Source organism: Paenibacillus sp. FSL M7-1046 (genome assembly GCF_038007405.1).
Lineage (GTDB): Bacteria > Bacillota > Bacilli > Paenibacillales > Paenibacillaceae > Paenibacillus_AQ.
In genome coordinates, this window is sequence record NZ_JBBOXB010000001.1 from 189,158 (window position 1) to 203,974 (window position 14,817).

At 52.4% G+C, this 14,817-nt stretch carries 13 protein-coding genes; 2 read left to right on the forward strand and 11 right to left on the reverse strand.

Going from position 1 to position 14,817, the window contains the following annotated elements; genetic code table 11:
• Nucleotides 1-59: 59 nt before the first annotated feature.
• Both galE and NYE29_RS00710 read right to left on the reverse strand, forming a co-directional pair.
• Nucleotides 60-1,049, reverse strand: coding sequence for a UDP-glucose 4-epimerase GalE (gene galE / locus NYE29_RS00705; RefSeq protein WP_076111435.1), 990 nt, complete (start codon nucleotides 1,047-1,049; stop codon nucleotides 60-62).
• Between the two features lies 1 nt (nucleotide 1,050).
• Nucleotides 1,051-2,229 carry a galactokinase gene (locus tag NYE29_RS00710; protein WP_340893845.1) on the reverse strand — a complete coding sequence of 393 codons (1,179 nt, stop codon included), beginning with the start codon at nucleotides 2,227-2,229 and terminating at the stop codon, nucleotides 1,051-1,053.
• Between the two features lie 222 nt (nucleotides 2,230-2,451).
• Here NYE29_RS00710 and NYE29_RS00715 point away from each other — a divergent pair, with 222 nt between their 5' ends.
• On the forward strand, nucleotides 2,452-3,318 hold the full coding sequence (locus NYE29_RS00715) for an AraC family transcriptional regulator (protein WP_076111431.1): 867 nt from the start codon (nucleotides 2,452-2,454) through the stop codon (nucleotides 3,316-3,318).
• Nucleotides 3,319-3,901: 583 nt separating this feature from the next.
• On the opposite strand, the gene mgrA is transcribed toward NYE29_RS00715, so the two are convergent.
• The 4 genes from mgrA to NYE29_RS00735 form a co-directional block, all read right to left on the reverse strand.
• Nucleotides 3,902-4,906 (reverse strand): L-glyceraldehyde 3-phosphate reductase, encoded by a 1,005-nt coding sequence (gene mgrA, locus NYE29_RS00720; protein ID WP_340893847.1) that lies wholly within the window; start codon nucleotides 4,904-4,906, stop codon nucleotides 3,902-3,904.
• A 128-nt stretch (nucleotides 4,907-5,034) separates the two neighbouring features.
• A complete protein-coding gene (locus tag NYE29_RS00725) occupies nucleotides 5,035-5,772 on the reverse strand; it encodes an NAD-dependent protein deacylase (RefSeq protein WP_340893849.1) in 738 nt (245 codons plus the stop codon).
• Nucleotides 5,773-5,806: 34 nt separating this feature from the next.
• A complete protein-coding gene (locus tag NYE29_RS00730) occupies nucleotides 5,807-6,571 on the reverse strand; it encodes an HAD family hydrolase (RefSeq protein ID WP_340893852.1) in 765 nt (254 codons plus the stop codon).
• A gap of 44 nt (nucleotides 6,572-6,615) precedes the next feature.
• On the reverse strand, nucleotides 6,616-7,356 hold the full coding sequence (locus NYE29_RS00735) for an alpha/beta fold hydrolase (protein WP_340893854.1): 741 nt from the start codon (nucleotides 7,354-7,356) through the stop codon (nucleotides 6,616-6,618).
• Nucleotides 7,357-7,549: 193 nt separating this feature from the next.
• Between NYE29_RS00735 and NYE29_RS00740 the strand changes: the two genes are divergently transcribed.
• The gene (locus NYE29_RS00740) at nucleotides 7,550-8,590 is read left to right on the forward strand and encodes an acyltransferase family protein (protein WP_340893855.1); all 1,041 of its coding nucleotides are present in this window, start codon (nucleotides 7,550-7,552) and stop codon (nucleotides 8,588-8,590) included.
• Between the two features lie 200 nt (nucleotides 8,591-8,790).
• Here NYE29_RS00740 and NYE29_RS00745 read toward each other — a convergent pair whose 3' ends face one another.
• The 5 genes from NYE29_RS00745 to NYE29_RS00765 form a co-directional block, all read right to left on the reverse strand.
• Nucleotides 8,791-9,738: an ArsR/SmtB family transcription factor gene (locus NYE29_RS00745; protein WP_076111420.1), complete on the reverse strand. Its 948-nt coding sequence runs from the start codon at nucleotides 9,736-9,738 to the stop codon at nucleotides 8,791-8,793.
• Between the two features lie 45 nt (nucleotides 9,739-9,783).
• The gene (locus NYE29_RS00750) at nucleotides 9,784-11,208 is read right to left on the reverse strand and encodes a family 43 glycosylhydrolase (protein WP_340893858.1); all 1,425 of its coding nucleotides are present in this window, start codon (nucleotides 11,206-11,208) and stop codon (nucleotides 9,784-9,786) included.
• 37 nt (nucleotides 11,209-11,245) lie between these two features.
• Complete coding sequence (locus NYE29_RS00755) at nucleotides 11,246-12,127, reverse strand: glycoside hydrolase family 2 TIM barrel-domain containing protein (protein ID WP_340893860.1); 882 nt, start codon at nucleotides 12,125-12,127, stop codon at nucleotides 11,246-11,248.
• A 111-nt stretch (nucleotides 12,128-12,238) separates the two neighbouring features.
• Nucleotides 12,239-12,994, reverse strand: coding sequence for a sugar-binding domain-containing protein (locus NYE29_RS00760; protein ID WP_340893862.1), 756 nt, complete (start codon nucleotides 12,992-12,994; stop codon nucleotides 12,239-12,241).
• Between the two features lie 23 nt (nucleotides 12,995-13,017).
• On the reverse strand, nucleotides 13,018-14,805 hold the full coding sequence (locus NYE29_RS00765; RefSeq protein WP_340893865.1) for a glycoside hydrolase family 2 protein: 1,788 nt from the start codon (nucleotides 14,803-14,805) through the stop codon (nucleotides 13,018-13,020).
• Nucleotides 14,806-14,817 lie beyond the last annotated feature (12 nt).

Below are 14,817 nucleotides of genomic sequence, written 5' to 3' on the forward strand. Positions count from 1 at the left end.
CGTCCTTTTGGGGGGCAGCTGGTTCAATAGAAAGCCAGACTACCCCGGACAGCCGGGAGTTATTCTTCTCCGTATCCTTGCGGATTCGCTGAATGCCAGTTCCAGGCGCTCTGAATAATATCCTCAAGGTCCGCATGCTGTGGAGTCCAGCCGAGAATGGAGCGGGCTTTGTCAGAAGAAGCTACCAGCACAGCAGGATCACCGGCGCGGCGCTCTTGAATGACAACCGGAATGTCCAGCCCGGTCACCTTCTTGGCGGTTTCGATCACTTGTTTGACCGAGAAGCCGAGGCCGTTGCCAAGGTTGAAGATATTGCTTGCACTGCCGCTGCGCAGATAGTTGACCGCCCGGACATGGGCGTCAGCCAAATCGCTGACATGGATATAGTCGCGGACGCAGGTTCCGTCTTCGGTCGGATAGTCTTCGCCGAAGACAGCAATGCTCTCCCGCTGCTTCAGCGCGGTTTGCAGCACCAGCGGAAGCAGATGGCTCTCCGGACGGTGGTCTTCGCCAATCTTGCCGCTGGCATGTGCCCCTGCAGCATTGAAGTAGCGCAACGCCACGTACTTGATGCCAAGCACCTTGTCAAACCAGGCCATCATGCGTTCCATCGTCAGTTTGGTTTCACCGTACACATTCGCCGGCTCTGTGCGGTCGGTTTCCTCGATCGGCACCTTTTCCGGTTCGCCGTAGGTTGCGGCCGTGGAGGAGAAGACGATTTTGTCCACACCTGCATGCTGCATCGCTTCCAGCAGACACTGTGTACCATATACGTTGTTGTCATAGTATTTGACCGGGTCCTTCATGCTCTCGCCCACCAGCGAGCTTGCGGCAAAATGGATCACCGCTTCAATCTTGTTCTCCGAAAACAGCTTGGCCAGCAGCGCCTTGTCCCGCAGGTCACCTTCATACAGCTTGCCGCCCAGCAGCGCCTCACGGTGGCCTGTCAGCAAATTGTCGATAACCACAACTTCCTCGCCCCGCTCCAGCAGTTCAGCTACTGTATGAGAACCGATATACCCCGCTCCACCTGTTACCAAAATCGCCATCTCACTTCACTCCTTTCAATTCTTCCACACCATTGCCGATACCGCATACGTAGAATTCGCCTACCAGACCGGATCTGGTGGTATAGGCTTCACCGACTTGACGGATAAAGCGTTCGACATCATCCTCATGCACCAGTGATACCGTACATCCGCCGAATCCCGCACCGGTCATCCGCGAGCCAAGGGTTCCGGGAATCCGCTGCGCTTCTTCAACCATAATGTCCAGCTCCTCGCAGCTTACTTCATACAGATCACGAAGCGAGACATGGGAGTCATTCATATATTGACCAAACTGCTTCAGGTCATTGTTCTTAAGTACTTCAACCGAGTCAAGCACACGCTGGTTCTCTTCCACTACATGGCGGGCGCGGCGTCTGACGGTTTCATCTGTAATTTTGTGCTGATGGATTTCAAATTGCTGAGGTTTCAGCTCTGCCAGGTAAGACAGGGAAGGAACCTCCTGCTTCAGAATGGACAATGCTTCGTCGCACTGGCTGCGGCGTTCATTGTATTTGGAATCCACGAGACCTCTCTTCTTGTTCGTGTTGCCGATCACCAGCTTGTAGGCGCCGGTCACAAATGGAATCAGGTTGTACTCCAGCGTATCGCACATCAGCAGAATCGCGTGGTCGCGCTTGCCGTTGGCTACGGCGAACTGGTCCATAATTCCGGAGTTTACGCCGACATACTTGTTCTCCGCACGCTGGGACAGCAGCGCAATTTCTACTGTATCCGTATCCCCACCCAGCAGTGTCAGGAACGCGAAGCCGGTAACCACCTCAATGGAAGCGGAGGAAGAAAGGCCCGAACCGTTCGGAATATCACCGTGGAACAAGAGATCGTAGCCGCCGGAAACCGGAAGGTCCTTCTTCGCCAATTCCACCATGACGCCAATCGGATAGTCGATCCATTCCCCTGTTTTGGCCTTGCCGATTTCGCTGAAGTCCATGGAAGCTTCATAAGGAAGATTCGTCGATGCGAATTGAACCTTGCCGTCGCTGCGCGGGCGTACAATCAGTGTTGTGCCGAATTCCAGCGCTGCCGGCAGTACATAACCCCCATTGTAATCCAGATGCTCTCCAATAAGATTGACACGGCCCGGTGCGTAGAAGACGCGTGCCTCTTCGGTACTCTCCCCGTACTTCTCAATAAATTTGCTGTTAAGTTCCTGTATGCTCATTAGTGCCACTCCATCCTTTCGCTGCTCTTGCTTCAACTTGGAATCAGTCTTGCTGTCTTCATGGTTATATTATAATAAAATCAGACTTGCCCTGATAATGCAATCATGTGTGCAATGCATGGATAAATGTGACTTCCGTGTTATAATCGGAGGACGGGCATTTCCAGCGATTACCCGTTCCCAAAGCGGTGACAGCGTTAACTCCAGAAAGGAAGCTTCTTCGTGGAACATACTTATTCCGTAGGGTCAAATCCCGTCTATTATGATAAGCAAAATCTGCATGTACTGTTTGCCGGCGAAAGCCAGACCTTGCCGCTGCATCAGGCCGGTCCCAAAATCTATGATTATTACCTGCTTCACTTCATTGAATCCGGCTCCGGGACCTTCCGCACCGAGCAGCGCAAATATGAGCTGGGACAAGGCGACTGCTTCCTGATCCATCCCGGCCAGCTGGTCAGCTATCTCTCGGACGAGAAGCAGCCCTGGCGCTACCGCTGGGCCGCTTTCACCGGTGCGGAAGCCGACGCGCTTGTGCTGCAGACCGGCTTCACGCCGCAGAAGCCGGTGCTCTCCACTGCTGAAGGCAGTGTCATCCCAGCCGCGATGGCCGGGATGATGCAGGCATTTTACGCCAATAAGGAGAGCGCCCACCTGACTTCACTCGGCTATCTGTATCTGATTGTCGGAGAAGCCGCTGAGCGGCATATCTCCTCCTCCAGGCTGTCGGGGGCAGAATCACAGGTCAAGCGCACCGTGAAGCAGATGATCCACTATATGGCCTCCCAATATGCTCACCCGGTCTCAATTGAGCAAATGTGCGGCAGCCTCGGCTATAACCGCGCTTACCTGTCGCGGATCTTCAAGCAGGAGACCGGTCTCTCACCGGTGACCTATCTGCTTAAGCTGCGCATCGAGAAATCGCGCCAGCTGCTGCGGGAACGTCCAGAATTATCCGTAGAGCAGGTTGCGGCATCCGTTGGACTGACAGATGCCCTGTATTTCTCCCGCCAATTCAAACGCTTCTGTGCCCAGTCCCCAACCGCTTACCGCATCTCAACGGCCAGACCCGGGGAGAAGCAGCAGCCTTGAGATCTGTGTTATTGAGGCCAGAATTCTGTACACCATCCCGAACCCAATAAGACACTGCGGCTCGCGATAGCCGCGTTGATCTCAGTCCACCCGGCAATCCTGCTGAATTCTCTGCACCTTGCCGTGGCCCGCGCTGAACCCTCTCACCTTATTGTGTGATGCGCTACCACACGGTATCAAGCTGATTAGTTAACCTCGTATCCCTCCGGAGATAACATGCTGCAAACGGACTCCATAGCCACTATTACGCTGATCCACCTGTCTTTTACACAAATTCGGACCTCAGAGGCGTTATTTCCAATATTGCGCGTGTTCTGCCACTTTTCAGATAGAATAACGGCTATACGGTCCGTTTGTGTAAGTTTTGGATGTTTCTCCCCGAAATAACGTCCCCTCAGTCCGATTCGCACCTCACTTCATCCCCCTCTATTCCCTATGTTATGTCCATCCCTTTCCCAGGTTGCCCTATTCCTAATTGTCCAACTACAGCAACAGCCCGTCTTCCGGTCAGGAAGCGGGCTGTGCAGCAATAGGCCCCTAAACGGGATGCATATGGAGGCCATACATGTAGTGGATGTGAAGCTTACACATCACTCTCTGTCTTGAGGATGGTCTCGATCCGATCCAGCTCCTCCTGGGTAAAGTCCGCATGGGACAACGCGGCGATGTTCTCTTCGATCTGGCTCACCCGGCTTGCGCCAATCAGCGCGGAGGTCACTCTGCCGCCGCGAAGTGTCCAGAGGAGCGCAAACTGGGCCAGACTTTGGCCGCGCGCGACAGCCATCTGGTTAAGGGCCCGGATCTTGCGCTGCACCTCCGGTGTAATCCGGCTTTCATTCAGCGCGGTGGATGGGCCGGCCGCCCTTGAATCCTCAGGGATGCCATTCAAATATTTATTGGTCAGCAGGCCCTGGGCCAGCGGAGTAAACGCAATGCTGCCTATACCGTTCTCTTCCAGCACATCCTGCAGTCCACCTTCGATCCAGCGGTCCAGCATCGAATACCGCGGCTGATGAATCAGGAGCGGAGTGCCGAGACCCTTCAGAATGCTGACCGCCTCCACGGTCTGCTCCGCCGTATAGTTGGATAATCCGATATATAGCGCTTTGCCTGACCGCACGGCATAATCCAGCGCGCCCATCGTTTCTTCCAGCGGTGTCTCGGGGTCCGGACGGTGAGAATAGAAAATGTCGACATAGTCAAGACCCAGCCGTTTCAGGCTCTGATCCAGACTGGACAGCATATATTTGCGTGAACCCCATTCCCCATAGGGTCCAGGCCACATATAATATCCCGCCTTAGTAGAAATCACCATCTCATCACGGTAGGGGGAAAGGTCACGGGCGAGCACCTTGCCGAACAGTTCCTCTGCCGAGCCTGCGGGCGGGCCATAATTATTGGCCAGATCAAAATGGGTAATGCCGAGATCAAACGAACGGGTAATCATCTCCCGGCCATTCTCATAAGTGTCGATCCCGCCAAAGTTATGCCAGAGTCCCAGTGATATCGCCGGAAGCTTCAGTCCCGATCTGCCAGAGCGGTTGTACTGCATAACTTCATACCGTTCATCGCTAGCCACATATACCATTGCTTATCCCTGCCTCTCGTATCCTCAGTTGTCACATTACCCTATTTTAAACCACTGGAGGCCGTTGTAATCTTGTAATCTGAAATCACCTGCAGTAATACGCACAGGATGTGAGATCTATAAGATTCTCAGAGCTGTTCCTGAACGGCTCCCATCACTTTCCCGATCCGGTCGGTAATAATCAGATCCGCCCTATGGTCATACGGTGTCGGGTCACGGTTCAGCAGCACCGTATGCCGCCCCCGGAAGTAGGTGACGAGGCTGGCTGCAGGCTGAACGGTCAGCGAAGTGCCGCCGATAACAAGCAAATCTGCAGCCGCAATCGCTGCGACCGCCCCAACCAGCACATCATGGTCCAGCTGTTCCTCATAGAGCACCACATCCGGCTTAATGATGCCGCCGCATTCCGGGCAGAGGGGCGCGCGTTCAGCAGACTGAATCACCTGCTCCAGACCGTAATAACGGTTGCAGCCCATGCAGTGATTGCGGTGGATAGAGCCATGCAGCTCCAGCACCACACGGCTGCCGGCCAGCTGGTGCAGCCCGTCAATATTTTGCGTAATGACCGCCTTCAATTTGCCTTGCCGCTCCAGCTCTGCCAGCAATAAATGAGCACCGTTTGGCTCTGCCTCCGGGTGAATCATTTTGCTGCGGTAGAAATCAAAAAAAATGTCCGGCGAGGACATAAAAAAACTGCGGCTCAGCATCACCTCGGGCGGATAAGGCGAGTTATGCTCAGTCTGGTATAAACCCGCCGCTGAGCGGAAGTCCGGAATACCGCTCTCCGTGGATGTTCCGGCTCCTCCGAAAAAAACGATGTTTCCGCTATCCTTGATCCAGGAAGCCAAAGTTTGCAATGGATCCATAGTCTGCACACGCACCCTTTCTACGAGTTATTTGTTAACAGGTAATGCGGAGCTCATGAAAGCCGGAAACGACGATGTCGGCATCCTGCAGATGTCCAGCCGCTCCGGCAGAAGAGATGCCGACCGATAAGCGCAAGCCCGCACCTTTGCCGAGCTGCATATCCGCATTGCTGTCACCGATAATAACAGTCTGCTCCGGCAGCAGGCCCAGTTCCCGGCAAGCGGTTTCGGCCATCTCGGGATCCGGTTTGCCATTCGATACCCGGTCCCTCGTGACAATAGTATGGAAGTAACCGGTTATTCCAAGTAAGTCCAGCTGCTCACCTGTGGTCTTGTCACCATCGGATGTAACTACACCCAGCTGCAAGGAAGCATCGGCACATTGCTGCAAGAACGGCAGCAGGTCCGGCAACGGCTCGATTGTGCGGCGTCCGCGTATTCCATTCATCGCATCCTTGGCAATGGCCTTCACACGGACCAGCGCTTCATTCCAGGGAACTCCGGCAGTGTACAGCTGCCACGCGAGAATGCCATAACTCTCTTCCGTAGTTGCCATAGAGAGAGGCCCGGCGGGATCATAGCCTATTACCTTACCTTCAGCATTATGAGATGTGCCAAGCACCTTGGACAGATCAACATGCGATCTGGTGCCGATAAGGGCAAGCTCATTGCCGAGACCTAGCAGCACCTCCTCTGCCCAGCTACCCCAAGTGGCGAGCAGGTCGAGCAGTGTTCCATCCTTGTCAAACAATATGCCTTGGCAAGGCACGGAGAGATCCTTTACATGCAGCAGTGGCATCATACGTCTCCTCTCATCTATCTATAGCCATGATGAATAGCCCGCTACCGCAGATTCCCCATCCAGTCCAGCATCGTTCGTGCTGTGCGGGCCTGCTGATCATCCTCGGTAATCGTTGCAGTACCGTCACCTTTTTGTGGCCCATAACTTCCAAACTGGGCATGATTTCCGCCCAGAATCGAGAAATATACCGTATTGCCCGGCAGATAGGAACGTCCCTCGTTGTATTTGTCCCTGTCAACAACCTCATCCTCCGTACCGAGCAGGGATAATACGGACAATGTAGTGTCCTTCAGACTACCTTTCTCATCGGGATAGGAAGCGAGAAAAAAAACACCCTTCAGCTGATCCGGATGCTCTGACGCATAACGGGACGCCATCACACCGCCCAGCGAATGACCGCCGAGCACAAAAGACTGCTTGGGATGCACGCGGATGATTTCATCTGCGGCATCGCCCTTGATGACCGCGAGATTCAGCGGCATGCGGGCTATATAGAATGGATGCCCGGCAGCGGCAATCCGTTTGGCCAGCGGGGCATAAGCCTCCGCTTCCACCAATGCGCCGGGGTAAAAAATTACCGCCGTCCCCAAAATGACCGTGGGCTCAAAAGAGATCCAGTTGTCGTTCTGTTCAACAGACACACCTCCGGCGGACACTAGCGCAGACTCGGCCTTCTCTGCCGGAGTATAAGGGGTTAAGTATTTCCACAAGAGCAACCCCGCCACAATTAAAAACAAAAGCAGTGCTATGAGGATGCTGCGTCTGGTGATTCTTTTTTTCAATAGTGTTCACTCCCGGGTACTGCATACAAAAATTATAGAGGAATCAAGTAAATCAAACAACCTTCAACACATCGCCACAATTGAGTCTTGTGATAGCGCTTACCATTGTGATGTATTTCACAATTTATTCTTCGAAAATCTTGTATTTTAAAATTAAAGTAATTTCCACAGTGCATAATTTGGAGGTTAGGTCATGACCAGGGAAAACACGCTGGAAACGCGCGGAGAAACTTTTTTCCTTAACCTGCGTTTCATGCTTATTGTTACCGTATTTGTAGGCAACGCCATTGAACCTTTAATTAGCCGCATGGATGGAATGCACAGTCTTTATCTGTGGATCTTCAGCTTTCATATGCCGCTCTTCGTGCTGGTAACAGGCTATTTCGCCAGAAAGAGCCTCACCGGGTCCGCAGGCCGCAAGGTGCTGCTGCAGATCGCAATGCAATATCTTATTTTTCAAAGCCTATACTCAGCCCTGGACGTTTCCCTCTTCCATGTATCCAATATCCATCATTCCTTCTTCGCCCCTTATTTGCTCCTATGGTTCCTGGCCAGTCATGCCTGCTGGCGTCTCCTGATGCTGGGGATGGGCAAATGGTCCCGAGCGGCACAAATCACCTTCGCCGTAGCGGCGGGAGTGGCCGTCGGATATTTACAGCTTGACGGGGTCTGGTTCAGCATCAGCCGCACCTTCGTATATTTACCCTTCTTCGTAATCGGCTATCATTTTTCATTTAGTACCTTTGCCAAATGGGTTCAGAAGTATGTCAAAATTGCAGCAGCCGCATTCTCTGTCCTGATTTTTGCCCTCCTGGCTGTACTGGGCTCCGGGTTTCCAATGGGCTGGCTGTACGGGAGCATGACTTATATGCAGCTTGGGGCAGGCGAATGGTATGCGGGTCTGTACCGGCTGGCTGTCTACGCTCTGCAAATCACCGCTTCCCTGGCTTTTCTGGGCTGGGTGCCTTACCAGGTTAGCCGTATGACTGACTGGGGCCGCCGCACACTCTATGTCTTTCTGCTGCATGGCTTTATCGTGCGTTTGGCCGCCATTTCCGGAGTCTACGCCTATATCGGCAACGCCGCCGGGACAGCTCTTCTGCTGCTCTGCGCAATCCTCTCTACGGTGCTGCTGGCCCAGCCCGGGGTAAAACGTCTGCTTCACCCGATTGTCGAGCCTTCTGTCGACTGGATGATCACCCTGCAGCGGACCGCCCTGCGCCGCACACCCTGACTCTAGCGTGCTATAGAGGCAGCAAGCTCCGTCTTCTAACGATACGCACAGCTGTTATTTTCCTTATTGAATAGTGAACATTCGCGGAACGTCCACTCAAGCTCTTATCTATGATCGTTCGAAACAATAAAAGGGGGTGTCTAAAAGCCAATTCCTTCACGGCTTTTAGACACCCCCTTGATGATGGAGAGTAGATAGAGCTACAAGTTTGCTTCATCCTGCTCCATCGTATATTTCACCTGCATAATAATATGCTGTTCGTAATCTCCAAATTGGCGGCCAAAAAGGTTCAACCCGCCCTGATGAACAGCATCAGGATTGATTCCAATGCGCAGCCGCAATTTGGGGCTGCGGTTAATCAGAAGATCATCTAAGGTAACACCCGATACCTTCTCCATATCGAGCGTCGTCTTTTCATGGTCAACACGCCAGGTCTTGAGAAACCCGTATTGTGTGGATCCATCCCACCACCAATTCGGATTCAGTTTGCCGCGCCGGTCACCGAAATCACCGGGACTGGTCCACATGCCGATCTCCGAACCATTCACCCATACGGAAATATTCGAAGGCCAGTTCTGGTCATAATTCGGAGCTTCGGAACACATCTCCATAGACAGCTCAAGCGATTCAATTCGCGCTCCGGAGGGGATATCCATAGGCAGCAAATATTCCAGGAATCCTTTACGGAGCCAGATCAGCTGTGCGTTGACATGTTTAGGGTGATAAAAGCTTGACGGTTCATCATCTCTGATAATAAGGCCCTCGCTATTCGCCATCCCGCATGTAGGAGATACCTCACAATCGCTGTAATGGCCGATCGGCATCTCTACTTCATAGACATGGGTAACTCCCGTCGACATCGGCTCTTTCAGATTCAAGGCAATGTGGAGATCATCGTAATTCCTGCTGCAGACTTTCATCGCCCCGCGGGAGGCCGGAACTAATTCTGTATGAATTAATTCAGCTGCTTCCAATACTTTGATATTGCTTGCTACCGTCGAAACCGGAAGCTTCAGCTTCTCGGCTATTTCGATAATATTTAAGTTTTTAGAGTTTAAGAGCCGAAGAATATCAACCCTGGAACGGGTGGATAAGGCATGGGTCACCGTGACCAGTTTGTCCGGGTCATTTAAGCTAAGTTCCAGCACAATTCAGCTCTCCTTATTTCCTAATCATCATACTTATCTTACTTCTTAATGAATTGAAAAACAATTAGGTCTGCTGTTCACAGGCCTGATATCAATGAAATCAATTTCTCCGTATCCTTCGCCTTTCGCAAACCGGATCTTGTTCTGTCCTGCCTTCAATTGCACCCGGGCTGTGGAGAGCCCCCAGTTCTCCCAGCCTTTATTGGTGATGTAAAACGGGCTGGAAGGTCCTGAATTGACACTAAGCTGAAGATTGGACCAATTCCCGCCAGCCGTTCCGTTCGCCGTCCGGGCCAAAAGAATATATTCGCCTGCAGATGCCGCCTGAACTGAAAATTCCACGTAGCTCGCCGCTGTATCCAGATGACCCGCTTTAAGACCTCCCGAGCCCTTGGGACTGGCTGAGGCATAAGCCTCTCCACCAAATATCCCCTCTTCCCCTTCATAACGGAAATGAGGGGCTTCGCCGGATGGCAAAGCAATCGGGTGATCAGGATCTGTGGGAGCACCGAGATTAGGCGTCTGGTCGGCATTCCAGCTGAAGGGCTGCGTGCGAACCTCGCGGTTCCATCCAGCTCCCCTGTATTTGGCGACATGGTAGACGATCCAGTCCTCCGTGCCATCTACAGATGTAGTAAACGAATGATGCCCCGGCCCGTAAAGTCCGTTTGCTGAACTGAATATAGGCTGGCTGCGTTTAACCCATGATGCGGGATTCATTAGATCACTCGATGTGTCTGCTGTGATCAGTCCCAGACAGTAATCATCGGTCCAGCTTCCGCTTGCCGAATAGACCAGACTGATGACACCCCCGCGCACTATCACCTGCGGGCCTTCATTTACATGCGGGGAATGGTTGGTTTCCCAGCTATGGGTGGGTCTTGAAATCTCTATGCGGCCGGAATCAATCGTCCAAGGATTGCTCATATGGGCAATGTAGAGATTTTGCCGCACATTGATATCACCCTCCCAGCCCGACCAGATAAAATACAGCTCGCCATTCACCTGCAGCACAGTGCCGTCTATAGCCCATTTGTCGGATGCATCTGTGATCTGGCCCTTAAACTGCCAGGTTCCCGTTGTCGGATCAGCGGAGGTATTCTCCATGACATACATCCGGTGGTTCACATTGTCTCCGTCATCCATCGCGTAGTAGATGTACCAAACCCCGTTAATATAATGCAGCTCAGGTGCCCATATGCCGCTGCCGCCTGTATTCACAACCTTAGTGGGAGCAGCATCTATCGTAGTCAGCTGGGCGGACTTCCAGAGGGTAACATTGCCGCCGGTTGTTTTGGTGAAATAGTAGAACCCGTCTGTATGCTTATAAACCCACGGGTCCGCTCCATCCTGCATGACTACGTTGTAGAAGTTGTTATGGCTGGGGACGGCATATGTCTCCTGACCCATTGGAAGAATTAGGAGTACGCCTATGGCCAGCAGCCACTTATTGCGGACATTTCCCTTCATAACCCTTCACGTTCCTTTCGGATGATGTTAGAAGGCTCTACTCTTCGATGGCTGCCTTGCGCGAATTAATGCGGCGAATCACTTCGGGATCAAATTTCGGCTGCCGGTCATAGGTATACAGGCCATTCACTTCCTGCTCCACGTCATATAGCTGGGTATAGCAGAAGCCGAACATCATCGGATGATCCAGCAGAACCTGGGTCAGTCCCTCGTAGCGTTCAATAAACGCTTCTTCAGTTGCCGGCCGGTCCCCATAACCCCAGGACTTCTCGTCTTTCTGCTGCGGATTCCACCAAATTCCGCCGTACTCGCTGATGAAATAAGGCTGGCCTTCATACGTTTGCCGATCCGGGAAGGTATTGAACACTTCTCCGCCATCCTTCATCGGTTCATATCTTTCCCGGAATGTCTGCGGGTTCTGATCATAATCATGCAGATCAAAAATATCCGTCACCACATGGAAATTGCCGCTTGTATCAATTACGGGACGCGTCGGGTCCATTCGTTTCGTAACCTCGTATACAATCCGCAGTACATCGTTATTTTGCTTGGTGCCGTCTCTGTCCCAGGTTTCGTTAAAAGGACACCAGCCGATCAGCGCAGGATGATTGTAATCCCGCTGCATGCCCTCAAGCCATTCCGGAAGGAATTGGGCCAAGCTCTCCGCTCCAGTGATATTCAGCCCCCAATTCGCATGCTCTCCCCATACCAGATACCCTAATTGGTCAGCCCAATACAGAAAACGCGGCTCGAAAATCTTCTCATGAAGTCTCGCACCATTAAAGCCCAGTCCCATGGAGATTTCGATGTCTTTGCGCAGATCCTCATCGCCTGGAGCGGTATAGATCCCCTCCGGATAAAATCCCTGATCCAGCACAAGACGCTGAAACACCGGTTTTCCGTTGATCAGGAATTTCATTCCATCCAGCAATACGGTTCTGAGGCCAAAATAAGAATCGACCGTATCGCTCTCCCGGCCCTGGGTATGCAGGGACAGCTTCAGGTCATACAGTCTGGCATTGCCAACCTTTCACAGGTGAACCTCCGAGAGCGGAAGGGTAAGTTTTACGGAGTGTCCGGAGACAAGGACACGGGTCTCCCCAACGGATCTGCCGTCATACAGAGCAGAAGCGGTAAGCGTGCCTCCCGATACATTTCCGTGCACCTTGACTTCGAGATGCACGCTAGAATTGTCGGGATCGGGGACAACCTTCATGTCCGACAAATAAACGTCGGGCACCTGCTCAAGCCAAACTGTCTGCCAGATCCCCGTGGTACGTGTGTAATCGCAGCCATGCGAGTGGAACATTTCACTTTGTTTGCCCCGCGGCTGGCGCCCGGAACGGACATCGTCTTCAGCATAGACGGAAATGACATTTCCGCCTGGCAACAGATTGGAGGTAATATCAAAGCTGAACGGAGTGTACCCGCCGCGGTGCGTGCCTACGGAGACTCCGTTAACCCATACCTCCGTCATGTAATCAACTGCACCAAAATGCAGCAGCGTTCTGCCATTGGTCCAGTTCTCCGGCAAAGTAAACTCCCGTTTATACCATACGGCTGCCATAAAATCTGTATATTCTACGCCGGACAGCTTGCTTTCTGGACAGAAGGGAACCGTTATCGTTCCCGAGAGATCATGTCCTTTGTCATGGTAACCGCGTTCTTTTCCGCTTTTGCCATGATCAATCTCAAATTGCCATTGACCGTTCAGATTGATCCACTCGGTCCGGACAAAGTCGGGACGGGGATATTCAGGACGGGGAAGCGTTGGTAGATGCGCCATTGTGTAACTCCTTTTGTGAAATATTATTTATTATGGATAAACATCATAATATTGCGAATGGCTTCAAGTGGCGCTTTGGGCGTTCTGTCGTAAGTGAGCAACCCATTGATTTCCTGTTCGACATCTGTCAGCTGGGTATAGCAGTAGCCTTGAATCACCGGTGAAGTGAACATCGGGTCCACCACTGCCTTAAGCTTAATCAGGAAGTCCTCCTCATTCTCTGCTCCCGAGTAACCCCAGCCCTCCCAGTCGCTTTTCTTGAAGGCAATCCCGCCAAACTCCGATACGAGAATCGGCTGGCCTTGATAGGAAGCTCCGCCGACAAATATTTTACGGTTCGCCGGCATCGCATTCACGGCGGATTCTGCCGTGGCATATCTTTCTTCCAGAACTTCCTGGCGACTTTCATAGTCGTGAATGGTTACCAGATCCGTAGTCATATGCTCCCAACCATCGTTATAGATAACGGGTCTCATCTCATCCAAAGATTTTGTTAAATGATACATTGCCAGTCCGTGCTGCTGCTGGCGTGTATCAATCTGGACATTGGGAACTCCCCAGCTCTCATTCAGCGGAACCCAGGCCACGATGCTTGGATGATTATAGTCCCGCTCAATAATCTCCTGCCATTCGCTGGTGTACCGCCGGACATACTCTTCAGAATATTCATAGGCATTGGCTGCTTCACTCCAGACGAGCAGGCCAAGCTTGTCGCACCAGTACAGGAAACGGGGATCTTCTGTCTTCTGGTGTTTTCTCACTCCGTTAAATCCCATTTCCTTCGCCAGTTCCACATCACGTTTCACGGCTTCGTCCGTAGGCGCGGTTAGAATTCCCTCCGGGAAGTATCCCTGATCCAGCACCAGTCTCTGGAAATACGGGCGGTTATTCAGGCACAGCCTGCCGTCCTCAATAGATACCTTGCGCATGCCGAAATAACTCGCAGCCTCATCGACTACCTCGCCATTCCGAAGCAGCTCGAATTGAATGTCATACAAATTCGGATGCTCGGGGCTCCATAGGCGTCCAAGACCATGATCCGTAAAATCACCCAGTCCGAGGGTCCGTTGCTGCTCGGCATTCCTGATCGCGTATTGATCTTCCGCAACCACTTCACCGCTATACGATAACGTTATGCGAAGTTTAAGCTCATCTGCAGCCTTAAACCCCTGGAGGAACGTCCGGATGCGGATTTCATTGCGGTCAATGTCAGGTGTCAGCCTAGTTTTGCTCAGATGTACCGCTGACAACGGTTCGATCCAGACACTCTGCCAGATTCCGGTCGTGCGGGTATAGAAGATGGCAGCGGACTGTTCCAGCCAGTATTGCTTGCCCCGCGGCAAGGTTACATCCCGGCTGAAATCTTCCGCCCGCAGCACAATCGTGTTGCTTCCTTTAATCAGCGACGGTGTGATATCTGCCTGAAACGGCGTATGACCGCCTGCATGTGACGCCACCAGCTGCCCGTTTACCCAGACCTTTGCCAAATAATCCACTGCACCGAAATGAAGGACAAGCCGCTTGCCGTCCCAAGCCTCCGGGACCTCGAAGCTTCTTCTATACCACACCACATCATGAAAAGAGGGATCTTCAATGCCGCTCAGCTTACTCTGAAACGCAAAGGGCACTTGGATGGTTTCTGTAAATAAAGCGGGAGCATCGGCCAGGTACCATCGTTCATCCTCACCAACCCGTTCATCATCAAAACTAAAATCCCATTCTCCGTTCAAGCTCAGCCACTCTTTGCGGAGAAACTCAGGCCTTGGATACTCCGGACGCGGAACTTGTGTATTGCTTACCTCTGTCAACATGGTGTACTTCAC